This window comes from Armatimonadota bacterium (assembly GCA_031081585.1).
Classification (GTDB): domain Bacteria; phylum Sysuimicrobiota; class Sysuimicrobiia; order Sysuimicrobiales; family Humicultoraceae; genus Geohabitans; species Geohabitans tengchongensis.
The window spans coordinates 52,890-76,971 of the sequence record JAVHLY010000012.1; the positions used below are offsets into that span (position 1 = coordinate 52,890).

At 74.5% G+C, this 24,082-nt stretch carries 19 protein-coding genes; 12 read left to right on the forward strand and 7 right to left on the reverse strand.

Features of this window, described 5'->3' with window-relative positions; translation table 11 throughout:
• Positions 1-75 precede the first annotated feature (75 nt).
• Positions 76-753 carry a dienelactone hydrolase family protein gene (locus RB146_06525; GenBank protein MDQ7828633.1) on the forward strand — a complete coding sequence of 226 codons (678 nt, stop codon included), beginning with the start codon at positions 76-78 and terminating at the stop codon, positions 751-753.
• A 164-nt stretch (positions 754-917) separates the two neighbouring features.
• On the opposite strand, the gene RB146_06530 is transcribed toward RB146_06525, so the two are convergent.
• The 3 genes from RB146_06530 to RB146_06540 all read right to left on the reverse strand — a co-directional run bounded on the left by RB146_06530 (position 918) and on the right by RB146_06540 (position 3,256).
• Positions 918-2,054, reverse strand: coding sequence for a PQQ-dependent sugar dehydrogenase (locus RB146_06530; protein ID MDQ7828634.1), 1,137 nt, complete (start codon positions 2,052-2,054; stop codon positions 918-920).
• 83 nt (positions 2,055-2,137) lie between these two features.
• Entirely contained in the window at positions 2,138-2,527 is a 390-nt protein-coding gene (locus RB146_06535; protein ID MDQ7828635.1) for a cupin domain-containing protein, read from the reverse strand.
• 57 nt (positions 2,528-2,584) lie between these two features.
• Positions 2,585-3,256 (reverse strand): LysE family transporter, encoded by a 672-nt coding sequence (locus RB146_06540; protein MDQ7828636.1) that lies wholly within the window; start codon positions 3,254-3,256, stop codon positions 2,585-2,587.
• A 101-nt stretch (positions 3,257-3,357) separates the two neighbouring features.
• On the opposite strand from RB146_06540, the gene RB146_06545 reads away from it, so the two are divergent.
• Positions 3,358-3,807, forward strand: a complete 450-nt coding sequence (locus RB146_06545) for a DUF488 family protein (protein MDQ7828637.1) — start codon at positions 3,358-3,360, stop codon at positions 3,805-3,807.
• On the opposite strand, the gene RB146_06550 is transcribed toward RB146_06545, so the two are convergent.
• The 4 genes from RB146_06550 to RB146_06565 form a co-directional block, all read right to left on the reverse strand.
• On the reverse strand, positions 3,725-4,648 hold the full coding sequence (locus RB146_06550; protein ID MDQ7828638.1) for a VWA domain-containing protein: 924 nt from the start codon (positions 4,646-4,648) through the stop codon (positions 3,725-3,727). The two genes, RB146_06545 and RB146_06550, sit on opposite strands and share 83 nt — an antisense overlap.
• Entirely contained in the window at positions 4,591-5,820 is a 1,230-nt protein-coding gene (locus RB146_06555) for a ribonuclease H-like domain-containing protein (GenBank protein MDQ7828639.1), read from the reverse strand. The genes RB146_06550 and RB146_06555 overlap by 58 nt, the downstream gene beginning before the upstream one ends.
• Positions 5,821-5,911: 91 nt before the next feature.
• Positions 5,912-8,254, reverse strand: a complete 2,343-nt coding sequence (locus RB146_06560) for a DEAD/DEAH box helicase (GenBank protein MDQ7828640.1) — start codon at positions 8,252-8,254, stop codon at positions 5,912-5,914.
• A gap of 162 nt (positions 8,255-8,416) precedes the next feature.
• Positions 8,417-8,599 carry a hypothetical protein gene (locus RB146_06565; protein ID MDQ7828641.1) on the reverse strand — a complete coding sequence of 61 codons (183 nt, stop codon included), beginning with the start codon at positions 8,597-8,599 and terminating at the stop codon, positions 8,417-8,419.
• 273 nt (positions 8,600-8,872) lie between these two features.
• Here RB146_06565 and RB146_06570 point away from each other — a divergent pair, with 273 nt between their 5' ends.
• The 10 genes from RB146_06570 to csb2 all read left to right on the forward strand — a co-directional run bounded on the left by RB146_06570 (position 8,873) and on the right by csb2 (position 24,039).
• Positions 8,873-9,259, forward strand: coding sequence for a cupin domain-containing protein (locus RB146_06570; protein MDQ7828642.1), 387 nt, complete (start codon positions 8,873-8,875; stop codon positions 9,257-9,259).
• Positions 9,260-9,322: 63 nt separating this feature from the next.
• Complete coding sequence (locus tag RB146_06575) at positions 9,323-13,651, forward strand: DEAD/DEAH box helicase (GenBank protein MDQ7828643.1); 4,329 nt, start codon at positions 9,323-9,325, stop codon at positions 13,649-13,651.
• A gap of 28 nt (positions 13,652-13,679) precedes the next feature.
• Positions 13,680-15,098 (forward strand): pitrilysin family protein, encoded by a 1,419-nt coding sequence (locus RB146_06580; GenBank protein MDQ7828644.1) that lies wholly within the window; start codon positions 13,680-13,682, stop codon positions 15,096-15,098.
• Entirely contained in the window at positions 15,095-16,561 is a 1,467-nt protein-coding gene (locus RB146_06585; protein ID MDQ7828645.1) for a pitrilysin family protein, read from the forward strand. The genes RB146_06580 and RB146_06585 overlap by 4 nt, the downstream gene beginning before the upstream one ends.
• A 28-nt stretch (positions 16,562-16,589) precedes the next feature.
• Positions 16,590-18,104 (forward strand): gluconokinase, encoded by a 1,515-nt coding sequence (locus tag RB146_06590; GenBank protein ID MDQ7828646.1) that lies wholly within the window; start codon positions 16,590-16,592, stop codon positions 18,102-18,104.
• A gap of 92 nt (positions 18,105-18,196) precedes the next feature.
• Positions 18,197-19,525, forward strand: coding sequence for a phenylacetate--CoA ligase (locus RB146_06595; GenBank protein ID MDQ7828647.1), 1,329 nt, complete (start codon positions 18,197-18,199; stop codon positions 19,523-19,525).
• Between the two features lie 46 nt (positions 19,526-19,571).
• Positions 19,572-20,171 carry a TIGR00730 family Rossman fold protein gene (locus tag RB146_06600; GenBank protein ID MDQ7828648.1) on the forward strand — a complete coding sequence of 200 codons (600 nt, stop codon included), beginning with the start codon at positions 19,572-19,574 and terminating at the stop codon, positions 20,169-20,171.
• A gap of 81 nt (positions 20,172-20,252) precedes the next feature.
• Positions 20,253-20,915 carry a hypothetical protein gene (locus tag RB146_06605; GenBank protein ID MDQ7828649.1) on the forward strand — a complete coding sequence of 221 codons (663 nt, stop codon included), beginning with the start codon at positions 20,253-20,255 and terminating at the stop codon, positions 20,913-20,915.
• Positions 20,916-21,173: 258 nt separating this feature from the next.
• Positions 21,174-22,433, forward strand: a complete 1,260-nt coding sequence (gene cas7u, locus RB146_06610; protein MDQ7828650.1) for a type I-U CRISPR-associated RAMP protein Csb1/Cas7u — start codon at positions 21,174-21,176, stop codon at positions 22,431-22,433.
• Position 22,434: 1 nt separating this feature from the next.
• The gene (gene csb2, locus RB146_06615; protein MDQ7828651.1) at positions 22,435-24,039 is read left to right on the forward strand and encodes a type I-U CRISPR-associated protein Csb2; all 1,605 of its coding nucleotides are present in this window, start codon (positions 22,435-22,437) and stop codon (positions 24,037-24,039) included.
• Positions 24,040-24,082: the final 43 nt, after the last annotated feature.

Sequence of the window (24,082 nt, forward strand, 5' to 3'; positions counted from 1 at the left end):
ACGGCGATCTCCGTGGGGACACCCCGTGCATCCGGGCCGTTGGCGTGCCATGGTTGAGACAGGGAGGTGGGAGCGATGCCTCAGCCGGCGCTGGTGCGGTCGGTCACGCTCCCGGCCGGCGGGGTCACGCTGGCGGGAGACCTCGCCCTCCCGGAGGATCCCAAGGGAGTCGTCCTCTTCGTGCACGGCAGCGGCAGCAGCCGCCACAGCCCCCGCAACCGCTTCGTCGCCGAACGCCTCCAGGCGGTGGGGCTGGCCACCCTGCTCTTCGACCTCCTTACCGAGGAGGAGGAAGCGGTCGACCTCCGCACGGCCCACCTGCGCTTCGACATCGACCTGCTCACCCGCCGGGTGCTGGACGCGCTGGCCTGGGCGGGCCGCCAGCCGGAGACGGGCCCGCTGCGCGTGGGGCTCTTCGGGGCGAGCACGGGTGCGGCGGCCGCGCTGGTGGCCGCGGCGGAGCGGCCCGGTGCCGTGGCCGCCGTCGTCTCCCGGGGCGGGCGGCCGGACCTGGCAGGGGAGGCGGTCCTGCGGCGCGTGCGCGCCCCCACGCTGCTGATCGTGGGCGAGCGGGACGCACCGGTGCTCGCGCTCAACCGCGAGGCGCTGGCGATCCTGGGCGGGGAGAAGGCCCTCGAGATCGTGCCGGGGGCGACGCACCTCTTCGAGGAACCGGGCGCGCTGGAGGAGGTGGCGCGCCTGGCGGCCGACTGGTTCGTCCGCCACCTGAGCACGCCACCTCCCCTGGCCTGACGGCGCGGTTGTGACGCCAGCGCCGGTGCGTGACCAGCCGCCGGTCCAGGCTCTGCTCGCGGGCGCGGTGGTCCACGGCGTAGAGGATGGCCCGCGTGCGGCCACCTCGGGCTGGAAGCTCGGCGGCACCGGCTGCGCCCGGTGGAGCAGACGGCTCTTGCGCGTCAGCGCGCCGCCACCCGGTAGACCGCGCCGCCGTGGTGCACCAGGTACAGCTCGCCGGACTGGTCCTCGCCGAACGAGGAGATGTTCACCGCCTGCTGGTGGAGGAGGGTCATGGCCCACCCATTGCCTTCCGGCCGCAGGCCCCAGATGCGCCCGCTGCAGTAGTCCCCAAAGACGTACCAGCCGCGCAGGGCGGCGAAGGCCGTGCCGCGGTAGACGAACCCCCCGGTGACGGCGCAGCCCCAGGCGTGGGTCTCGTACTCGGCGATGGGCAGCTCCAGCCCCGTCCGGTCGCACCCGGAGGGCGGGTTGAAGCACAGCGACCCCTCCATGATGCGCCAGCCGTAGTTGCCGCCCGGGCGGATCAGGTCGATCTCCTCCCGCGCCCCCTGCCCCACGTCGCCCAGGAAGAGGCGTCCGTCGCAGCGGTCGAAGCTGAAGCGCCACGGGTTGCGCAGGCCGTAGGCGTAGATCTCCCCGCGCGCCCCGGCCCGCCCCACCAACGGGTTGCCGCGCGGGATGGCGTAGGGGGTGCCGGCGTCGACGTCGATGCGCAGGAGCTTGCCCAGCAGGTCCCCCAGGTTCTGCGCGCGGTTCTGGGGATCGCCGGCGCTGCCGCCGTCGCCCAGCCCGATGTAGAGGAAGCCGTCGGGCCCGAAGAGGTTCAACCCCCCGTTGTGGTTGCTGTAGGGCTGGGGGACGACCAGCACCTCACGGGCGCTGGTGGGGTCGGCCACGTCGGGATGGCCGGAGGAGACCCGGTACTCGGCGATCACGGAGGCGCCGTCCGGCCGGCGCGTGTAGTTCACGAAGAAGCGCCCGGTGGTGGCGTAGCGCGGGTGGAAGGCCACGCTCAGCAGGCCCTGCTCCCCGCCGGCGAGCACGAGGCTGCGGATGTCGAGGAAGGGCGTGGACAGCACCGTCCCGCCGCGAACGATGCGGATGCGGCCGGGTTGCTCCACGACGAAGAGGCGGCCCGACCCGTCCCCGGCGTGGGTGAGGTGGACGGGCTGGTCGAGCCCCGTGGTAACGAGCTGCAGGCTCAGCGTCGGCGGGGTGGCACCCGGAACGGGACAGGTGACCGGGGCAGCGAGCGGTGGGACTGACTGCACACACCCGGCGAGGAGGACGGCCATGAGCAGTCGTGCCCCCCGCCCGGCCGTCGTGGCCCTGCGACGGCGCATGGAGGCCGGGCCACGGGGGTAGGCGGCGGTGGGGCCTATCGGCTGACCTCGGGGCCGTCCTCCAGCCACTCCGTGGGATAGGTCGCCGTGCGCGGGACGACGCAGAGGAACTCCACCGGCTCGTCCGTGGGGTTCTCGTACCAGTGCGCCGCCCCGGCGGGGATGAAGATGGCCTGGCCCGGCCCGACCTCGCGCACCTCGTCGTCGATGCCGACGCGCATGCGGCCCGAGAGGACGTACTGCTCGTGCTCGATGGTGGGATGGCGGTGGGCCGGGATGCGCCCGCCCGGCGCCAGGGTGAAGACACGCGTGACGAAGTGCGGCGCCCCGTCGTCGGGCCCGATGAGGACGCGCATCTGCGCCCCCCGCGCGCGTTCCACCGGCCGGGGTTCCACGTCGCGCGCCGTGCGCACCACTCCGCCCACGGCTTCAGTATACGCGGAGGAGCCTTCGGCCGGTCCCCGGACCGGGGCGTGGGCGCCTCATGCCGTCAGGAAGCGCAGCCCGGAGATGACGAAGTAGACGCTCACGGCCAGGACGAAGAGTCCGGCCACGCCCACCACCACCCGGTAGACCGCCGGCGGGATGCGCCCGCGGCCGGTCCCGACCAGGGTGGCCAGCAGGGTGTTCCACCCCAGGTCGAGGGCCAGGTGCCCGATAAAGAAGAAGAGGAAGATGGCCAGCGGGCCGAAGCGGGTGAAGAGCAGGAAGTAGCTCGTCCCCACCGTCGCCCACCACAGCAGCCAGTAGGGGTTCCCGGCGGTGACCACCAGCCCGGCGCGGACGAGGTGGGCGGGGCCGGCGCGGGACGCCGTCTCCCCCGCGGCCTCGCCGGCCGTGGCGGGATGTGCGACCACTTCGCCCCGCAGCGCCGCCCGCAGGATGCCCCACCCCATCCAGGCCAGCACCACACCGCCGAGCAGGCCCACCACCCCGACGACGCCCGGCTGCCGCAGCACGGTGCTCACCCCGGCGGCCAGCGCCCCCAGCATCGCCCCCTCGGCGAGGGCGTGGCCGGCGGTGAGGAGCGGCCCCGCCGCAGGCCCGCGCCGTGCCCCCTCGGTGATGGCCATGGCGGAGACCGGGCCCGGCATGAGGACGCCGGAGAGGCTCACCATCCACCACGTCAGCGAGATCACCCACAACTCGGCCACGCTGGCGGTCCCTCCACGGGCAGGATACGCTCTACTGTAGCAGCCCGGAGGGGTCGCAGGAGGGAGCGACGGCAGCGGGCCGCGGGTCCCGGGAGGTGGCGATGGCGGGGGAGATCGGACCGATCCGCCTCAAGCGTGTCTACGAGCCGGCCGCGCCGGAGGACGGCGCGCGCTTCCTCGTGGAGCGCCTCTGGCCCCGGGGCGTGCGCCGCGACGCGCTGCCCCTCACCGACTGGCTGCGCGACGTGGCGCCCAGTCCCGCGCTGCGCCAGTGGTACGGCCACGATCCCGCGCGCTGGCCCGAGTTCCGGCGCCGCTACCTGGCCGAGCTGCGCGCCCCCGGGCGCGCCGCCGCCCTGCGTCGCCTGGAGGAGGCGGCTCGCGCCGGGCCGGTCACGCTCCTCTTCGCGGCGCGCGACGAGGCCCGCAGCAGCGCCGCGGTCCTGCGGGAGGTGCTCCTGCGCCGGCTCAGGTTGCGGGCGCGAGCCGGCCGCGCGCCAGCAGCGCCAGCACGAGCACGGCCGCCGCGGCCAGCGCGGCCACGGCGCTGACCTCCTGCTCCTGCCGGGTCCACCCCAGCGTCCCGGCGAGCGACCGGTAGATGGCCCGCAGGTCGCGGGCGCTGGCGGCGTGCCAGTACCGCCCGCCGGTCAGTTCCGCCACCGCGCGCAGCGTCTCCTCGTCCAGCACGCCCCAGTAGCCGCTGCGGAAGCGCGAGGGATCGCCGCCCGTCCCCATGCCGATGGTGTAGACGCGCACCCGCGCCGCCCGGGCCTGCTGCGCCGCCACGAGCGGCGGGACGCCGTCGCTGGCCCGCCCGTCCGAGAGGAGGACGACCACCGCCCGCGGGTCGGCGTCCCGCGGGGCGTCGGCCACCGCCCGCACCCCTTCGAGCAGCCCGTTGCCCAGTTGCGTGCGCAGCTGGGTGGTCAGCGCGGCCAGGGCGGCGAGCAGCCGCGGCCGGTCCCGGGTCGGCGGCACGACCAGCGTGGCGTAGTTCCCGAAGGTGACGAGGGCCACGGGGGTGGAGGGGGGCAGGCGGCGCACGAACTCCGCCGCCGCCGCCTTGGCCGCCTCGAGCCGGGTGGGCGGGATGTCGGTCTCCTCCATGCTGCGGCTGACGTCGATGACCAGCACCACCGGGCGGGTCGACGCGACCGGCCACGGCGCCACCGGGCGCGCCGCCGCGACCAGGGCCATGACCAGCGCTGCGCCGAAGAGCGCCGGCGGCAGGTGGCGCCGCCACCCGGCCGCCCGCGCCGCCAGCGCGGCGGTGGTCGCGGGGGGGAAGCGTACGGGGTGGCGGGGGCGGTGCAGCGCCCGCACGTACGCCGTCAGGAGGAGCGGCAGGCCGAGCGCGCCCCAGAGGACGCCGGGCCAGAGGAAGCGCATGCGCGGGGTGCCTCCTGTGGACTCCATTCTAGGGGAGGACGCGGGCGGATGCCGGTGACCTTGCGGACCAACCGGGCCCGCCGCCGGTGGAGGCGCTCCAGGACCGGTGCGTCGACCGGCCCGTCCGCCGCGCCGGATGCGGCGACGGCCGCCTCGGCGCAGGCCAGCGCCTGCCGCAGGTCCCGCCCGTACCGCTCCCAGGACACGGCCAGACGTTCCAGGCACCGCCACCGCGGCAGGATGCCCAGGGCGGCTTCGCGCTGCCACAGCGCGAGCAGCGCGTCCGGCGCCCCCGCGCGGCGGTAGAGCCGCGCCAGCGCGCACGCTGTGCGCCAACGCCGCGCAGGGTCCTGCTCGACACGCAGCACCTCCCGGTAGCAGGCCGCCGCACCGACGGAGTCTCCCCGCACCTCCCGCAGGCGGCCCAGTCCCCAGAGGTCCACAGGCACCGCCGCCACCCCCGCGGCCTCGCCGGTCGCGGCGCGGATGGTCCCCGTGCCCTCCGGGCGGACGGTCCCCGGGCCGTCCGCCACGAGCGCGCCGGCCAGGCCGTGGAGCGCCATCAGGGAGAGGAGGTCCTGCAGGTTGTGGGTGAAGACGGGCTCGAGCCCCGCCCGGTCGCCGGTGCGCAGGTACTCGACGTAGCGGGCGGGGATGGCCCACCCCGGGAGGTCCCCCTGGCGGCGCACCCCCAGCACGGCACGCTCCACCATCCCCAGGCTGAACCCGCCCAGCGGGCGGTACCACAGGCGCCGGGCCACCGTCATCAGGTCGAGGTGGGCCGGCGGTGCCGGTCCGCGCCCCGCGCGGGCCAGGAGGTACCGCGTCGTGAGCAGCGGCAGGTCGAAGCGGGTGCCGTTGAAGGTGATGAGCCCGTCCGCATCGCCCAGCTCCACGGCCAGCCCCTCGAGCATGGCCCGCTCGCCGCGCAGGTCGGCGAGGAAGTGCTGGCGCACGGTGACCGCGTCGTCGTCGAGGCGGGCCAGGCCCACGAGGAAGACGTAAGTGCCGGTGCCCCCGCTCAACCCGGTGGTCTCGGTGTCCAGCCAGAGGAGGCGCTCTCCGGGCGGTCCCAGGGCACGGCCGACCCGCGCGGCCGCACCCGGCGGCCAGTCGCCGTCACCCTGCGTCGCAGGGAGGCGCCGGCACCGCACCTCGTACCCGGGGGCCACGACCTGTACGCGCTCACCCCCCGCGGGAGGGCGCGGGGCGACGTCCGCCGTACGGGCCAGGGTCGGGTCCGTCGGGTGCACGGCGCCGCGCTCAGGGCGACGTCTCGACGACCATCCGGCGGGCGGCCTCCTGCAGGGGGCGGGTGGCCTCCTGCAGCAGGAGGCGCGCGTCCGCCTTCCCGTGCGCGCCAACCTCGAGCGGCGGGCCCACGCAGGAGGGGCACCCCGCGGCGCACGGACAGCCCGCCACCAGGTCGGCCGCAGCGGTGGCGAGCCGGTCGAGGAAGCGGAAGAGGCGTTCGGCCAGCCCGACCCCGCCCGGTGCCCGCTCGTACAGGTAGACGGTGGGCGCGCCGGTGTGCGGCGAGCGCACCTCCACCACCCGGCCCAGGTCCTGCGGGTCGCACATGAGCGCCAGCGGCGCCACGGCGAGCAGCACGTGGCCCAGGGCGGCCAGCGCGCCGTGCAGGCGGTCGGCGCTGCGCCACCGCAGTGCTTCAGGCGCCAGCCACACCCAGGCGGCGGTGGTGTGGAGCGTGGTCTCGGGCAGCGCGATCTTCCCCCACCCGACGTTCTCGTGGGTGAAGAGCTTGAGCTTCTTGTAGACGGTCGGCCGGAAGGTCAGGGCCACCTCGCCGTGCGCCGCCTGGAGCGCGTCGGCGGTGCCCGCCGCGTGGGGCGCCGGCCCCGGCGTCCGCCCCGTGGTCGCCGCCTCGGTGAGCACGGCCAGGCGGACGGCGATCTCCGCCTGCGTGTAGTAGTCGACGTCCACGCGCCGCACGTAGGCCTTGCGCGCCTCCCAGTCGAGGCGGTCGACGTGGTGCTGGCGCCCCAGGTGAAGGTAGATCGCCCCCTCGTGCACCAGCCCCGGGGCCGAGGCCAGGTCCACCTCGCCGATGACGCGGGGCTGCGGGTCGGTGGTGTCGATGACGACCACGTTCTCGGTGGAGGCGCTGCGCAGGCTCACCTCCTCGGCGGGGAAGGTCTCGGCGACGTAGTGCCAGCGGGTGCCGTCGTCGTGCACCATCCCCTGGGCGGCCAGGTGCTGCAGCAGCCGCAGCGGCGGCTCCGGCCCGAAGGGCTCGTCGTGTCCCAGCGGCAGCTCGAAGACGGCGCAGCGCAGGTGGCTGGCCAGCACCAGCGGGTTGTCGGGGTGGATCCAGGCCTCCTCGGGCGAGCGGCCGAAGAGGTACGCCGGGTGCGTGACGAGGTACTGGTCGAGCGGGTCGCTGGTGGCCACGAGGAAGGCGGCGGCCAGCTCCCCGGTGCGCCCGGCGCGGCCGATCTGCTGCCAGGTGGAGGCGATGGTGCCGGGGTAGCCGGCCAGCACGGCGGCGCCCAGCTGCCCGATGTCGATCCCCAGCTCCAGGGCGTTGGTGCTGGCCACCGCCCGCACCGTCCCCTGGCGCAGGCCGCGCTCGATGGCCCGCCGCTCGGAGGGGAGGTAGCCGGCGCGGTAGCCGCGCACGCTCTCTGCCTCGCCGCCGCTGCGCGCGGCCAGGTCGCGCAGGTAGGCGGTGAGGAGCTCGGCGGCCAGGCGGCTGCGCGCGAAGACGATGGTGGGGACGCCTCCCGCCACGAGCTCCCGGGCCAGGTCCCGCACCTCCAGCAGCGTGTCGCGTCGGATGCCCAGCGCGCGGTTGACCACCGGCGGGTTGAGCAGGACGACGACGCGCGGGCCGGCGGGAGCGCCGTTGTCGTCGATCAGCGTGACGGGCGCTCCCACCAGCCGCCCGGCGTGTTCCTGCGGGTTGCCGATGGTGGCGCTGGTGCAGATGACCTGCGGGGCCGACCCGTAGAAGCGGCAGACGCGCCACAGGCGGCGCAGCACGTTGGCCACGTGGCTGCCGAAGACCCCGCGGTAGTGGTGCACCTCGTCGATGACCACGTAGCGCAGCGACTCGAAGAGGCGCAGCCACTTCGTGTGGTGGGGGAGGATGGCGGTGTGCAGCATGTCCGGGTTCGTCACCACGACGTGTCCCGCGGCGCGGATGGCGCGCCGGGCCGGGGCGGGCGTGTCGCCGTCGTAGGTGAAGGTCGTGATGTCGGCGCCGGTGGCGGCGACGAGGGATTGCAGCTCGTCCACCTGGTCGGCGCCCAGCGCCTTGGTCGGGAAGAGGTAGAGCGCCCGGGTCTCGGGGGCTTTGAGGATGCGGTCGAGGACGGGCAGCGTGTAGCACAGCGTCTTGCCGCTGGCGGTGGGCGTGACCACCACCAGGTGCCGCCCCTCGGCGGCGGCGCGGTAGGCGGCGGCCTGGTGGGTGTAGAGGGTGGTGACCCCGCGGCGGCGCAGCCCCTCCACCAGGCGGGGGTGGAGGTCCTCGGGGAAGGGCGCGTAGCGGGCCCGGCGGGCGGGGAGCTCGTGCCAGGCGGTGATGCGGGCGGCGAACCGGGGGTCGTGGCGGAGGCGGTCGAGGAGCTGCTCCAGCGTCATGGGCGGCCTCCAAGACGAGTGGGATCGAACTGGTGTTCGCTATCGTGCCGATGAAGTCCTTCCCGGGACGCCCGGAGGCATCAGGAAGGAGAAAGACGCCGGGCCGGAGCGTGCTCCGGCCCGGCGACACAAACGGCTGGCGAGCGGGTCCCGTTGGAGGCCTCAGGCTCCCGCCGCCGCCTCGGCGGCCGGCATGCGCGGGCGGCGGCCCCGCCGGCCGCGAGCCCGGACGACGGTGCGGCGCCTGCGGGGGCGTCCCGGTCGCCGTCCTCGCCGGCGCGTGGGACGGCCTTCGCCGGCCAGCGCGTTGAGGATCTCCGCCGCATCCTGCGGCGACTCCGCCATGACCTCCGCACGACGCTGTCCACGACCGCCGAATACCGTGATCGCGATGCGCAATGTCCACCCTCCTTTTGTGCTATGACATGGCGACCACTATGACAGCCATTATCTTGACCGTGACACACGAAACTTGCAAGATGCGCCAGGGAGTTTTTTCCTCAAAAATGCAGTCACGGACGATACATCCAGCACGTGATGAGACATGCGCGTCGCGCAGGACGATGGGTGTGCACGTCAATGGTGCGTTCACGACCCCGACGTGAGGAGGAGACCACCGTGGAGATCACGCGCGTCGACCCGGCCGCGGCTGCGCCGGCGGCCCACCCGGAGTACTTCGACGGTGCCGTGCACATGCAACCGCTCTACGTTCCCGACCGCGACGGCGAGGAGTCGGAGCTCGTGGCCGTCTTCTTTGCGCCCGGGGCCCGCACACGTCCGCACGTGCACGACAGCGCGCAGGTCCTCCACGTGCTCTCCGGGTCGTGCGTGGTCGCCGACGAGACCGGCCGGCAGGTCGTGCCGGCCGGGCACCTGGTGGTGGTCCCGCGCGGCGTCTGGCACTGGCACGGGGCCACCGCCGACGGTCCGATGGTGCACATCTCCATCAAGCTGCCCGGGCGCACGCGCTGGGACGTCCCGGAGCGCGACTGGGCGGCCCGTTGAGCCGACGGGCGGCACCGGACGGACATCCACGGGCGGGTGCCGGCGCGGGGCTATAATGGGGCGATGACGCTCCCCGCCCCCTTCCACCCGCTCGTCGCCGGCTGGTTCGCCGACCGGTTCGGCACGCCCACGCCGCCCCAGGCCGCGGGCTGGCGCGAGATCGCCGCCGGCCGCCACACGCTCATCGCCGCGCCCACCGGCTCGGGGAAAACGCTGGCCGCCTTCCTGTGGGCCATCGACCGCCTGGTCACCCGGGCCCTCGACGGGACGCTCGAGGACCGCACGTCGCTGGTCTACGTCTCGCCGCTGCGGGCGCTCGGCAACGACATCGAGCGCAACCTGCAGCTCCCCCTCCAGGAGATCCGCGCGCGGGCTGCGGCGGCCGGAGTGGCCCTGCCCGAGCTCCGCGTGGCCGTGCGCTCCGGCGACACCCCGCCGGGCGACCGGGAGCGCATGCGCCGCCGCCCGCCGCACATCCTCATCACCACGCCCGAGTCGCTCTTCATCCTCCTCACCGCCGCCGGCAGTCGCCAGTTCCTGGCGCAGACGGAGACGGTGGTCGTGGACGAGATCCACGCCGTGGCCGGAGACAAGCGCGGCAGCCACCTGGCGCTCTCCCTGGAGCGGCTCGACCTGCTGGCCGGGCGGCGGGTGCAGCGCATCGGGCTCAGCGCCACCCAGCGGCCCATCGAGGCCATCGCCGCCCTGCTGGTGGGGGCGGCGTGCCGCCCGGACGGGCGCCCGGACTGCGCCATCGTCGACGTCGGCCACCGCCGCCCGCTCCACCTGACGGTGGAGGTGCCGGACCAGGAGCTGGGCCCCATCGCCACGCACGAGCTGTGGGCCGAGGTCTACGACCGCATCGCCGCGCAGGTGCGCCGGCACCGCAGCACGCTCGTCTTCGTGCATACGCGGCGGCTGGTGGAGCGGGTGGCCCACCAGCTGGCGCAGCGCCTGGGGGAGGCGCGGGTGGCCGCGCACCACGGCAGCCTCTCGCGGGCGGCGCGCCTGTCGGCCGAGCAGCGCCTGAAGGGCGGGGAGCTGGCGGTGGTGGTGGCCACGGCGTCGCTGGAGCTCGGCATCGACATCGGGCACGTCGAGCTGGTCTGCCACGTGGGGGCGCCGCGGCAGCTCGCCGCGCTCCTGCAGCGGGTGGGCCGCTCCGGCCACTGGCTCGGGGCCGTGCCGCGCGGCATCCTCTACCCGCTCACGCGGGACGAGCTGGTGCAGTGCGCCGCGGCGCTGCGCGCCGTGCGCCAGGGGGAGCTGGACCGCGTCGTCGTCCCCACCGCCCCGCTGGACGTCCTGGCGCAGCAGATCGTGGCCACCGTGGCCACCGGGGAGATCGCGGAGGAGGCCCTGTGGGCGCTGGTGCGGCGTGCCGCGCCGTACCGGGACCTGTCGCGCAAGGACTTCGACGCCGTGGTGGAGATGCTGAGCGAGGGCATCGCCACCGGACGGGGCCGGCGCAGCGCCTACCTGCACCGTGACCGCGTCCACGGCGTGCTGCGGCCGCGGCGGGGGGCGCGCCTGGCGGCCATCACCTCCGGCGGGGCCATCCCCGACGTGGCGGACTACGACGTGGTCGAGGAGCCCACGGGGGCGCTGGTGGGCCGGGTGAACGAGGACTTCGCCGTGGAGAGCCTGGCCGGGGACGTCTTCCTGCTGGGCAACCGGCCCTGGCGCATCCGGCGCGTCGAGTCCGGCCGGCTGCGCGTGGAGGACGCCCAGGGGGCCACACCCACCATCCCCTTCTGGCTGGGGGAGGCGCCGGCACGCTCGGCGGAGCTCTCCCGGGCGGTCGCCGAGGTGCGCGAGGCGGTGGCGGCGCGGCTGCCGGACCGTGAGGCGGCCGAGGCCTGGCTGGTGGCGGAGACGGGCGTGCCGCCGGAGGCGGCCCGGCAGATCGTCGCCTACCTGGAGGCCGGCCGGCAGGCGCTGGGGGTCGTCCCCACGCAGCGGGTGGTGGTGGCCGAGCGGTTCTTCGACGAGGCCGGGGGGATGCAGCTGGTGCTGCACGCCCCCTTCGGCGGGCGCATCACCCGGGCGTGGGGGATGGCCCTGCGCAAGCGCTTCTGCCTGACCTTCGACTTCGAGCTGCAGGCGGCGGCCACCGACGACGGCATCGTCCTCTCGCTGGGGGAGCAGCACGCCTTCCCGCTGGAGAGCGTCTTCCGCATGGTGCGGCTGGCCACGCTGCGCGAGGACCTCACCCAGGCCGCCCTGCAGTCGCCGATGTTCACCAACCGCTGGCGGTGGAACGCCTCCCGCGCGCTGGCGGTGCTGCGCCACGAGCGCGGCCGGCGCGTGCCGATGCCGCTGCAGCGCATGCGCGCCGACGACCTGCTGGCCGCGGTCTTCCCCGAGCAGGTGGCCTGCCAGGACAACCACCCCGGCGGGCCCATTACCCCGCCCGACCACCCGCTGGTCACCGAGACGGTGCGCAACTGCCTGCACGAGGCCATGGACCTGGACGGGCTGCGCGCGGTGCTGGAGGCGATCGACCGCGGCGAGATCCGCGTGGTGGCGGTGGAGACGCCGGCGCCGTCGGTGCTGTCGCACGAGCTCCTCCACGCCAACCCCTACGCCTTCCTCGACGACGCGCCGCTGGAGGAGCGGCGCGCCCGGGCGGTGGCGCTGCGCCGCACCGACCCGGACCTGGCGGCGGGGTGGGGCCGCCTCGACCCCGAGGCCGTCGCCACGGTGCGGGCGCAGGCCTGGCCCGATGTGCGCGACGCCGAGGAGCTGCACGACCTGCTCCTCTCCCTGGGGTGGCTGCCGGTCGGCGATCTGGGCCCGTGGGAGGGGTGGGCCGAGGAGCTGCGCCGGCAGGGGCGGGCGACGGTGGCGACCTGGTCCGGACCCGAGGGGACCTGCCGGGCGCTCGTGGCCGCGGAACGCCTGGGGTGGCTGGAGGCCCTGGTGCCGGGCGCGCGGCTGGACCCCCCCTTGCGCGTCCCGCCCGGGGTGCCCGCGCACACCGAGGAGGAGGCGCTCGGGGCGGTGGTGCAGGGGTGGCTGGAGGTGCTGGGTCCGGTCACCGCAGCGGCGCTGGCGGGGCGGCTCGGGGTGCCGGTCTCGGCGGTCGACCGCGGGCTGGCCATCCTGGAGGGGCGCGGGGCGGCGTTGCGCGGACAGTTCATCCCGGAAGGTTCCGCCGCGGTCGACAGCGCCGGCCTTGGCACGCCGAGGCCGGCGGAGCAATGGTGCGACCGCCGGCTGCTGGCGCGCATCCACCGCCTGACCCTGGGGCGCCTGCGCCAGGAGATCGAGCCGGTCACCACGGCGCAGTTCATCCGCTTCCTGCTGCGCTGGCAGCACCTGGCCCCCGGGACGCAGCTGCACGGGCGCGACGGGGTGCTGGCCGTGCTGCGGCAGCTGCAGGGGCTGGAGCTACCCGCGCCCGCCTGGGAGCAGTGGGTCCTGCCCGGACGCGTGGCCCGCTACGACCCCGCCGACCTGGAGCACCTGTGCCTGAGCGGCGTCGTGGCCTGGGGCCGCCTCACCCACCAGCCGGTGGAGGCCGCCTCGCCCGGCGAGGCGACGAACGGCGCCGCCCCGACGCGGACCCGGCGCAGCGCCGCCCCCGGCCGCCAGGCGCCGCTGGCCTTCGTGCTGCGGGAGGACCTCCCCTGGATCGCCCCGCCGCGGCGCCCGACGTGGCGCGACGTCCCCGGGCTGTCGCGGGAGGCCCGGGCGGTGGCCGCCTACCTGGAGCGACGCGGGGCCTCCTTCCTCACCGACATCGCGCGCGGCACGGGGCTCGTCCCCGCCGCCAGCGAGGACGCGCTCTGGGAACTGGTGGCCCGCGGCCTGGTGACGGGTGACGGGATCAGCGGGCTGCGGGTGCTGCTGCAGCCCGAGGTGAAGCGGCGCCACCGCCGCCTGCGCGCCCTGCGCGGCGGCCGGCTGACGCCGCGCCTCATGCCGGTGGGGCGGTGGAGCCTGTGGCATGCGGGAGACGAGGCGCCCACCGACGCCGAGCGTGCCGAGGCGTGGGCGCGGGTGCTGCTGCACCGCTACGGGGTCGTCTGCCGCGACCTGCTGGCGCGCGAGGGGCAGGCGCCGCCGTGGCGCGTGCTGGCGCCGGTCTACCGGCGGCTGGAGGCACGCGGCGAGGTGCGCGGTGGGCGCTTCCTGGCCAGCGTGCTGGGGGAGCAGTTCGCCCTGCCCGAGGCGGTGGAGGCCCTGCGCAGCGTGCGCCGCACCGCCCCGTCGGGCGAGGTGGTGCTGGTGGCGAGCGCCGACCCCCTCAACCTGGTCGGTGTCCTGACGCCCGGCGCGCGCCTCTCCCCCTTCGCCCGGCAGGTGATCGCCTATCGCGACGGTATCCCGGTCGAGGTGGGGCCGCTCGGGGCGGTGCGCAGCCGTCTCCAGGCAGGAGAGGCCTGAAGCGCAGGGGGAGGGAGGCGCGGGGGAGATGAGGGAGGCTCCCCACCGGCAAGGCCTCGAATGGCTCGTCGGCGGCTGTGCCCGTCGGGTCGGGGACTGCGCCTGTCGGACCGCGCCGGGCCTGTGGCTGGCCGCGCTCCTCGCAGTCTTCCTCCTGTCGGCCGTCCTGCTGCCCGCGGCCCCGGCGCGGAGCCAGAGCCGGCCGGGCGGGCCTTACCGCGAGGTCCTCCCCAACGGGCTGACGCTCATCGTGCAGGAGCAGCGCACCAGCCCGCTCGTGGCCGTCCAGGCGTGGGTGCGGGCGGGTTCCCGCGACGAGGACGACGAGACCAACGGGGCGGCCCACTTCGTCGAGCACATGCTCTTCAAGGGCACGGCGCGGCGGAAGGTGGGGGAGATCGACCGCGAGGTGGCGGAGGTGGGCGGCCAGATCAACGCCTCCACCTTCTTCGACTACACCCAGTACTGGCTGGTGGCCGCCGGCCGCTTCTTCGAGCGCCTGATCGACCTGCAGGCCGACGCGCTGCGCCACTCCAGCTTCGATGCGGCGGAAGTGGAGCGGGAGCGGCAGGTCATCATCGAGGAGCTGAACCGCCGCGAGGACTCCCCGTTCGTGCGCACCTTCGACCGGCTCTACACCACGGCCTTCACCGTCCACCCCTACCGCCGGCCCATCGGCGGGAACCGCGAGGTCATCCGCCGCATGAGCCGCGAGGCGCTTTTGGCCTTCTACCGCCGGTACTACGTCCCGTCCAACGTGACCATCGTCGTCGCCGGGGACGTGGCCACCGCCGACGCCGTGCGGGTGCTGCGGCGGGCCTACGCCTCCTGGCGCGGTCCGCGCCCCGACCGTCCCGCTGTCCCCCCCGAGCCGCCGTGGACGGGGGTGCGGCGCGCCGTGGTCGAGCAGGACGTGCGCGCCGCCTACCTCCACCTGGGCTGGCTCGCCCCGGCGGCGCGCGACCCCGACCTGGCCGCCATGGACGTCCTCGTCTACGCGCTGGGACAGGGGCGCGGCGCCCGCCTCCTGCAGGCGCTGCGCGACCGGCGGCGCGTGGCCCAGAGCGTGAGCGCCTTCTTCCCCACCGCCCAGGACCCGACGCTCGTGAGCCTCTACGTCGTCACGGAGCCCGAGCTGGCGGCCGAGGCGGAGCGGGCGCTGCTGGAGGAGGTGGCGGCGGTGCGCGACGGGGACGTGAGCGAAGAGGAGGTGGCGCGGGCGCGGGCGCTGCTCGAGGGGGAGACGCTGCGGAGCCGCCACACCAGCCGCGGGCTGGCCACCACCCTGGGCTTCTACGCCACCGTGGCCGAATTGGAGGTGGGGCTCGGCTACGTGGAGCGGGTGCGGGCCGTCACCCGCGCCGACGTCCAGCGCGTCGCCCGCCGCTTCCTCGACCCGGGCCGCTACGCCGCCGTGCTGGTCCGCCCGCGCCCCTCCGCGCCGTGAGCGCCCGCCGCTCCGGCACCCTCGTCGTCCTCCTCGCCCTCCTCGCGGTCGCCCTGGCGGTGCCGCCATCGCCGCCCGCTGTGGCCCGGGCGCCGGCGGCCCCGTCCACGGCCGCCGGGCCCGGCGCCGTCCCGGTCGTCCGGTACGTCCTGCCCAACGGACTGCGCCTGCTCGTCCGACCGCTGGCCGGCTCCGGGCTCGCCGCCGTCTCCCTGCTGGTGGGGGCCAGCTCGCGTGCCGAGGAGGCGTCCCAGGCCGGGGTGGCGGTCTTCACCCGCGAGGTGATGCTCCGCGGGACCGCGGCCCGCACCGGCGCCGAGATCGCGCTGGCGCTCGAGTCGCTGGGCGGGACGTTGCGCGTGGGGACGACCGCCGACTACACCCAGCTGGCCGTGATCGTCCCGGCGCGGCGGCTGGCGGCGGCGCTGGACATCCTGGCCGAGCTCGTCACGCAGCCGCGCTTCGACCCGCAGGACGTGGAGGCGCAGCGCCGCCTCACGCTGGCGCGCATCCGCGCCGCCGCCGACGACGCCGCGACCCGCGCCTTCGACCTCCTCCTGGCCCAGCTCTACCCCTACCACCCCTACGGCCGGCCGCTGCTCGGCACGCCCGAGACGGTCACCGCCCTCACCCGCGAGGCGCTCGTGGCCTTCCACCGGGCCACCTACACCGGCCCCAACATGGTGCTCACCGTGGCCGGCGACGTGGAGGCCGCCCCTGTGGCCGCCCGCGTGCGCCGCGCCTTCGCCGCCGTGCCGGCCGACCCGCCTCCCGCGAGGCTGCGCCTGCTGCGTGCCGTCGAGGCGGCGCTGGCGCCCCGCCCGACAGCGCCGGCGGAAGTGCGGGAGAGCCGCGGCGTGGCGGCGGGGTGGGTGAGCGTGGGCTACCTGGGGGCGCGGCTCGGGCACGCCGACTGGCCCGCCCTGCGCGTCCTGGCCGCCCTGCTCGGCACCCGGCTCTTCGCCGAGATCCGCGACCGGCAGGGCCTGGCCTACGTCGTGGGGGCCTCCTTCGCCTCGCGCGCCGGACCCGGGCCCTTCCTGCTGGCGGCGGGCGCGGAGGGCGCCAACCTCCCCCGGGTGGTGGAGGGGCTGCTGCAGGAGGTCCGCCGCGTGCAGGAGACCGCCCCGCCGGCGGACGAGGTGGAGCGGGCGCGCAACCGGGTCATCGGCGCGCTGGCCATCGAGCGGGAGGACCTGGCGGGGCAGGCCTTCGCCCTGGGCTGGCTGGAGCTGCTCGGTCTGGGCGCGGCAGCCGACGCCCGCCTCCCCGACCTGGTCGGGCGGGTCGCGCCCGCCGACGTCCAGCGGGTCGCCCGCCGCTACCTGGCCGTCCCCACCATCGCGATGATCGTGCCGGCTCCGCGATTGGGTGCCGCCGGGCAACGGACCCCCGGCCGGCCCGGTCAGGGGCGGGCGACCGAGTCCGGGGCCGACCGCCCCGCGGCCCTTCGCCCCCGCTGAGACCGTGGGGGCGGAGGCGGGCGCGCGCATGGTGCAGGAGGTGGGAAGGCCCGGAGGGGCGCCGGGGAGCGGCCCTGCGGTCCTGGCGCTGGACGTCGGCACCTCCACGGCCCGCGCCCTCCTCTACGACCGCCGGGGCGTGCGGCAGCCCGACGTGCAGGCCTCCACCACCCTCGCCTGGTCGGCGGTGGACGGCGGCTTCGAGGCCGCCGCCGAGGACCTGGCCGGTACGATCGAATCCCTCCTCGACCAGGCCGTGGCGCGCCTGCGCGCGGCCGGGCGCGCCGTCGACGCGGTGGCGGTGGCCACGTTCTGGCACAGCCTCCTGGGCGTGGACGCCGACGGCCGCCCCGTCACCCCGGTCATCCCCTGGATGGACGGCCGCAGTGCGGCCACGGTGCGCCGCCTGCGCGCACAGGTGGACGAGCGCGCCCTCCACGCCCGCACCGGCGCGCGCCTCCACCCTTCCTACCCGCTGGCCAGGATCCGCTGGCTGACGGAGTCGCGCCCGCAGGACGCCGCGCGCGTGCGCCGGTGGCTGGCCTTCCCCGAGTACCTCCTCCTGCGCTGGTTCGGGCGCACCCACGCGCACCTGAGCATGGCCTCCGGCACCGGGTTGCTGGACCAGCGCACCCGCCAGTGGGACCCGGAGGCACTGGCGCTGGCCGGGGTACACCCGGACGCGCTCCCATCCCTCGCCGACACGCCGGCGCCCGCGAGCGGCCTGCGGGAGTCCTACGCCTCGCGGTGGCCGCCGCTGGCCCGCTGCCCCTGGTACGGGCCCTTTGGCGACGGCGGGACGGGGAACGTGGGGGTGGGGTGCCTGGAGCGCGGGCGCGTGGCCGTGATGGTGGGGACCTCGGGGGCGATGCGCGTGGCCTGGCGCGGGGAGCCGGCCACGCCCCCCTGGGGGTTGTGGACCTACCGCATCGACGGCAACCGCCCGGTGATGGGCGGGGCGCTCAGCAACGGCGGCAACCTCTTCGCCTGGGCGCGGCAGGTGCTGGACCTTGAGCCCGACGACGTGCGGCTGCAGATGGCCCTGGCCGAGGTCCCGCCCGACGGGCACGGCCTCACCGTGCTCCCCTTCTGGGCGGGCGAGCGCAGCCCTGACTACCCGGAGGAGGCGCGCGGGTGGCTGGTGGGCTTCGGCCTGGAGACCACGCCGGTGCAGGTCCTGCGCGCGCTGATGGAGGCGGTGGCCTACCGCTTCGGCGTCCTCTACCGCCTGCTGCAGCCGCACCTGCCGCCGCTGCACCGCATCGTGGCCACGGGGCAGGCGCTGCTGCGCTCGGCGGTGTGGACCCAGATCCTGGCCGACGTGCTGGGGCAGGCGGTGGACCTGGTGGACGTCCAGGAGGCCAGCGCCCGCGGCGCGGCGCTGCTGGCGCTGGAGGCGCTGGGGCAGGGCGACCCCATCGCCACCCCGCCGGCGGTGGTGCGCACCATCAAGCCCGGCCCGGCCGCCGCTGCCTACCGCGAGGCGCTGGCGCGCCACGAGCGGCTCTACGCGCACGTGCTCGCCGGTGGCCCCACGGCGTAGCCCTGTCCGGGGCGTGTCGCCGGCGCGTCGAGGAGGGGATCGCGGGGGCGCCTGCCAATTCCCCCCGCGAGAACGGGGGGTGAGGGTCGGCGATGATCTGGAACCCCGAGATGGAGACCATGCCGCGCGAGGACCTGCGCGCCCTGCAGCTCCGCCGCCTCCAGCAGGTGGTCGAGCGGGTCTACGCCCGCGTCGACGTCTACCGCCGCCGCTTCGACGAGGCCGGGGTGCGCCCCGAGCAGGTGCGCACGCTGGACGACCTGCGCCGCCTGCCGTTCACCACCAAACGCGACTTCCGCGACACCTACCCCTTCGGCCTCTTCGCCGTGCCGGTCAGCGAGACCGTGCGCATCCACGCCTCGTCCGGCACGACCGGCAAACCCACCGTGGTGGGGTACACGCGCGGCGACATCGCCGTCTGGGCTGAGGTGTGCGCCCGGTGCCTGGCGGCGTCGGGCGCGCGGCCCGGCGACGTCTTCCAGAACGCCTACGGCTACGGCCTCTTCACCGGCGGCCTGGGGATGCACTACGGCGCCGAGCTGCTCGGGCTGTGCACCATCCCCGTCTCCGGGGGCAACACCGAGCGGCAGATCCTGCTGCTGCAGGACTTCGGGCCGCGCATCATCGCCTGCACCCCCACCTACGCGCTGACGCTGGCCGAGGCGCTGCGGGCCCGGGGCATCGCTCCCGGCACGCTGCCGCTGCGCTACGGAGTGCTGGGCGCGGAGCCCTGGACCGAGGAGATGCGGGCGGCCATCGAGGCCGGGCTCGGGATCACCGCCGTGAACATCTACGGCCTCAGCGAGGTCATCGGCCCCGGGGTCAGCAACGAGTGCGTCGAGGAGCAGCGGGGGGCCCACATCTTCGAGGACCACTTCCTCGTGGAGGTGGTCGATCCCCGGACCGGCGAGCCGCTGCCGCCCGGGGAGCGGGGGGAGCTCGTCTTCACCACGCTGACGAAGGAGGCCGTCCCGGTGATCCGCTACCGCACCGGCGACCTGGCCTGGCTCATCGACGAGCCCTGCCGCTGCGGCCGCACCCACGTGCGCATGAGCCGGGTGGTGGGACGCACCGACGACATGCTCATCATCCGCGGCATCAACGTCTTCCCCTCCCAGGTGGAGGCGGCGCTCGGCACCGTCCCCGACCTGACGCCCCACTACCGCCTGGTGGTGACGCGCGACACGCTGGACGAGCTGGAAGTCCAGGTGGAGGTCGGCGAGGCCTTCCTGCAGCGGGCCGGCGGCGCGCTGGCCCCCGAGGCGCCGGCGGTCCAGGCGCTGCGCCGCCGGGTGGAGGAGACGCTGTTCGGCGTGCTGGCCCTGCACACTCGCGTGACGCTCATGCCGCCCGGGACGCTGCCGCGCAGCGAGGGGGGCAAGCTGCGCCGGGTGGACGACCGCCGGGGCCGCATCGCGTGATCCAGTCCCGGGCGGCACACCCGCGGGGAGGCCTCCCGTGACCGCCCTGCGTCGGGTCTGCGTCTTCTGCGGCTCCTCCGCGGGGGTGCGGCCGGCCTACGCGGCGGCGGCCCGCGCGCTGGGAGCGCTGCTGGCCCGCCGCGGGCTCGGGCTCGTCTACGGCGGCGGGCGCGTGGGGATGATGGGGGTCCTGGCCGACGCCGTGCTCGCCCACGGCGGCGAGGTCACCGGCGTCATCCCGCGCCACCTGGTGGAGCGCGAGGTGGCCCACGACGGCGTGAGCACGCTGCACGTGGTCACCACGATGCACGAGCGCAAGGCGCGCATGGTGGAGCTGGCCGACGCTTTCATCGCCCTGCCGGGCGGCGTGGGGACGCTGGAGGAGCTGTTCGAGGTGTGGGCCTGGGCGCAGTTGGGCCTGCACGCCAAGCCCTGCGGCGTGCTGAACGTCGACGGATACTACGACACCCTGCAGGCGCACGTGGCCCGCATGGTGGCGGAGGGGTTCCTGCGGCCCGAGCACGGCGCCATGGTGGTCTTCGCCGACGACCCTGAAGTGCTGCTGGACCGGTTCGCCGACTACGTCCCCCCGCCAGAGCGGTGGCCCTCCCGCCTCTCCCCGGAACGCCCGGGGGCTGGAGGTTAGCCCAGGTCCCTGCGCCACTGCACGTCCGCCCCCGCAATTCGCCGGGCGCCGGCCGATGGTAGAGTATGGGTTGAAGCAGCCATGCTAGAGGCGCGTGTGAACAGAATCGAAGCCGCCCTGGAGCGCCTGGCGGACGCTCAGGCGCGCACCCAGGAGCAACTCACAGCCCTCACCGCCCGGGTCGATGCCCTCGCCGTACGCGTGGACGCCCTGGCTGCGGGGCTGGAGACGCTCACCCGGCGGGTCGATGCCCTGGCCGAGCAGATGGCCGTCCTGGCCACCGCCATGACCCGACTGGCCTCCGATGTGGGGGACCTCAAGGGCGACGTGCTGGAGCTGCGCTACCGGTCCCACCTCAATGCCTACTTCCACGGGGTCCTGCGACGCCTCCGCCTCGTCACCGACGAGGAGTTGGGACGGCTCGCCGACGAGGCCAGGCAGCGGCGCGTCCTGACCGAGGAGGAGGCGGCCGACCTGCTCAGGAGCGACCTCGTCGCCCTCGGGCGGCGGCCGGAGGACGGGGCCGAAGCCTACCTCGTCGTCGAGGTGTCGGCCGTCGTCGACTCCAACGACGTGCGCCGGGCAGCCCGCCGGGCAGGACTCCTCTCGAACATCACGCGCCTCCCGGCGGTGGCGGCCGTTGCCGGGAACGACGTCACGGAGGCCGCCCGCACCGAAGCCCGCAACGCCGGCGTCTGGTGCGTGCTGGACGGCCTCGCCTCCCCTCCGACGGCTCCCTCCTGAATCAACCTGCGCTCCGGGCTGGGCGCGCGCCTGGCTGAGGGTTCCCGCAGGCACTCGCGCTCGGGCGAGGAACCACGACGCCCCAGATCAAGGCCCCCGCGGCGCCAGAATCAAGTCAAGGAAATCTTTAGGGAGTGTCGAATTTTCGGCAAGAGGTCGCCGCCTGGGCGAACGACCTCGCTATGAACGAATTTGCAATCTCCTCAGCACACCTTGGAACTTCTCGAGTCCAAGCGCAGGGAGGCTGAATAGGAGACCATGGAACAACTGAGCGTTGAGGTGCTGAAGAGTGCTGTCAAAGGTGCGGCCGCGGCGTTCCGTTGCCGCCGGCGGCTCCTGCCGGCAGGCGGTCCCGGCGAGAAGGTATTCCCACCGACGTTCGCAGGTGCCGTCTATGCCATCGAACAGCGACGTATCCCGGGTCGTGATGGACCAGTCACCTGTGTGTTGCTGGACAGCGTGCAGAGCCAGGCCAACCGCATGGAACTGGCCCTCCAGGAGGCAGTGGACGCCGGCAGGATCAGGATCCCGCTCGTGGTCGTGGACTTCACGGAGTACGATCCCACGGGCGACCTGGAAGCCGACGAGCGGGCCGGTCGACTAATCGACAGGGTGGGGAAGATCACGAGCCTGCAGGTGCCACACCGCCTGGCTGACGCCACCTTGCGGTACAGCGAGCTGGACGGTGTGCCGTTCCGGAAGTCCGACAAGGGCAAGGCGCTCAACACGGTGAGTCCGACCAATGCGACTCCCCTGTTCGAGCTCTGCCCCACGGCGCTCCTGTTTGGCATGTGGGACTCGACCGGGCCCAAAGGCGGGCTCGGGGCAAAGTTCGAGCGGGCAATGGTGTCCGAGATCGTCGGAGTCGGAGTGGAGGTCGGAGACCTTCGACGTGGTGTGCGACGGGATCCCCTTGGGACGAGCAGGGACGTCACCGTGATCCCCTCGGAGGACCGGACGGAGTTCCGCGTCGCAGAAGGCAGGAACCGGGGCGTCCGCCCATCGAAGCTCGGCCTTGCCAGCGTCCCCTTCCCCAAGCAGACGGATCAGAAGACCCGGGAAAATTACTACGATGGCGTCACGATCGAGTACGCAGAGCAGACGACCACCCTCTCGCTGATCTGCCTCCGCCGTCTGCGCTTCCCACTGAACGGCCAGCCGCCGCAGGACGAGGTGGACGTGGCCGCCCGCACCGTGCTGGCGGCCCTTGGGCTCTGTGCGGCCACCCTCGCCTTCGAAGCCGGGGCCGACTTGCGGTCGCGGTGCCTTCTGTGGCCTGACGGTCCGACGGTCTGGGAGCTACTGGCCCGACCCGGAGCCGAGCCCGAGCGGTTCTCGCTCACTGGCGAGACCGCCATTGCTCTACTCAAGGAAGCTGTAAGACAAGCCAAGGAGAAGGGGTTACCGTGGCCGGATGAACCGGTGGTTCTCAAGCCCTCTGAGGAGCTGGTGAAACTCGCACGCCTGAGCCAGATCGAGGCGGCGAAGAAGACCGGCGAGACTGGGGAGACAGCGTGACATGCTGGCCTTTGGGATCCGGTACCTGAATGGCTTTGCAGCCGCCTGTGAACCACACGAACGGCAGCCGGAACGCGAGCGGCCCGAGTGGCCGCCACACCCCGCGCGGGTCTTCATGGCGCTCGCGGCGGCACACTTCCAGACAGGAGAGGACCCCGACGAGCGCCGGGCCCTGGAGTGGCTGGAGTCGCTGCCCGCGCCTTCGCTGAGGGCACCCGAGCACGTCCCCCGGGCGGTCGTCACCCACTATGTACCGGTCAACGACAAACCCGGCAACAAGACCAAGCCGCCGACTGCGGTTATCCAGTCCGTCCCTCAACTGGCCCGTGACCGCCAACCCCGGACTTTCGCCCGTACTTGGCCCGACGAGGATGTGGTGTACCTTGTCTGGCCGGAGGCCGTGCCACAGGAGCCGGTGGCGCGCGCATTAACACAACTGTGCGCCAAGGTGACCCGGATCGGCCACTCCATGTCGCTGGTCCAGATGTGGATGGCGACCTCTGAGGAAGCCGGCGAACCCACCTGGATTCCCGACGAGGAGCGTGCGGAGATTCACCTGCGAGTGCCGTCGGCCGGGCTGCTCGCGGACCTCGAGCGCAGATACAATCAGGTGGCGGTCGAAGCGTACGCAGCGCTTCTCGTCGCCGCAGAGGATGGAAATGCCAAAACCCGGCGAGCCGCGAAAAGGCGGCTGAGTGAGGAGTTCGGAGGAGAGCCGCCTCCCCGGCTCCGACCGCAGGTGCCTTTCTACCAGGGTTATGCGCGGCCAGTTGCAGCCGAGTCTCCGAAAGAGACCCCGGGGACCGTCTTCAGCCCCCACCTCGTCGTGTTCCGCCTCGAGCGCGAGAGCGGCCCCTATCAGGCGCTCAGCCTGCGCACCGTGGCGACGGTCACCACGCGCTGGCGCGAGGCCCTGGTCAGCCAGTGCAACGACATGCCGGACCGTGTGCGGGAGATCGTGAGCGGCCACCACCGGGACGGCGCGCCACTCGAAGCACCTCATCTGGCGTTCCTGCCGCTCGCCTTCGTTGGACACCCGCACGCGGACGGCCACCTGTTGGGGATGGGGATTGTCCTACCCCAACAGCTAACACTCGACGAGCGCCGCCAGGTACTCCGGGTGCTTGCACGCGTAAGCCAGCTCAGGCTCGGAGCTCTCGGCGCCTGGCGTCTGGATCGGGAGGCCGGCGGTCGCCCGCCGTGGAACCTGAGACCTGAGGCCTGGACCGCGCACCCCGACGGCGCGACCCACTGGTCCACCGTGACGCCTGTGGCGTTCGACCGACACCCGAAGGCGAAAGATCGGGGCGAGTACCAGCGGGAGGTGGCCGAGATGATCGCCGCCGCCTGTGCAGCGGTTGGGCTGCCACGCCCGCGAGAGGTCGTCGTGACGGCGGTCTCGGCCCATCTCGGGGTGCCGCCCGCGCACGTTTTCCCACGCCTTGCGCGCAAGGATGGCAGCGAGCGTCGCCACGCCCACGCGATCCTTGTCTTCGACGAACCGGTGCGCGGACCGGTGCTCATCGGGGCGGGAAGGTATCGGGGATACGGGGTGGCCAGGCCGATGTGGCCGTCCGGGTCGCAGGGTGAGGGGGGAAAGTCGTGAGGCAGGTCACCGCGCGGCCGCAGCTCGCCAATCTCCTCGGCCT

Excerpts from the sequence above, each read along its gene's own strand:
- RB146_06525 (MDQ7828633.1), top strand. The coding sequence starts at position 76 with ATGCCTCAGCCGGCGCTGGTGCGGTCGGTCACGCTCCCGGCCGGCGGG.
- RB146_06530 (MDQ7828634.1), bottom strand. The coding sequence starts at position 2,054 with ATGGCCGTCCTCCTCGCCGGGTGTGTGCAGTCAGTCCCACCGCTCGCT.
- RB146_06545 (MDQ7828637.1), top strand. The coding sequence starts at position 3,358 with ATGGCGGGGGAGATCGGACCGATCCGCCTCAAGCGTGTCTACGAGCCG.
- RB146_06550 (MDQ7828638.1), bottom strand. The coding sequence starts at position 4,648 with ATGCGCTTCCTCTGGCCCGGCGTCCTCTGGGGCGCGCTCGGCCTGCCG.
- RB146_06560 (MDQ7828640.1), bottom strand. The coding sequence starts at position 8,254 with ATGACGCTGGAGCAGCTCCTCGACCGCCTCCGCCACGACCCCCGGTTC.
- RB146_06565 (MDQ7828641.1), bottom strand. The coding sequence starts at position 8,599 with ATGGCGGAGTCGCCGCAGGATGCGGCGGAGATCCTCAACGCGCTGGCC.
- RB146_06575 (MDQ7828643.1), top strand. The coding sequence starts at position 9,323 with ATGACGCTCCCCGCCCCCTTCCACCCGCTCGTCGCCGGCTGGTTCGCC.
- RB146_06580 (MDQ7828644.1), top strand. The coding sequence starts at position 13,680 with ATGAGGGAGGCTCCCCACCGGCAAGGCCTCGAATGGCTCGTCGGCGGC.
- RB146_06590 (MDQ7828646.1), top strand. The coding sequence starts at position 16,590 with ATGGTGCAGGAGGTGGGAAGGCCCGGAGGGGCGCCGGGGAGCGGCCCT.
- RB146_06595 (MDQ7828647.1), top strand. The coding sequence starts at position 18,197 with ATGATCTGGAACCCCGAGATGGAGACCATGCCGCGCGAGGACCTGCGC.
- RB146_06605 (MDQ7828649.1), top strand. The coding sequence starts at position 20,253 with ATGCTAGAGGCGCGTGTGAACAGAATCGAAGCCGCCCTGGAGCGCCTG.
- cas7u (MDQ7828650.1), top strand. The coding sequence starts at position 21,174 with ATGGAACAACTGAGCGTTGAGGTGCTGAAGAGTGCTGTCAAAGGTGCG.
- csb2 (MDQ7828651.1), top strand. The coding sequence starts at position 22,435 with ATGCTGGCCTTTGGGATCCGGTACCTGAATGGCTTTGCAGCCGCCTGT.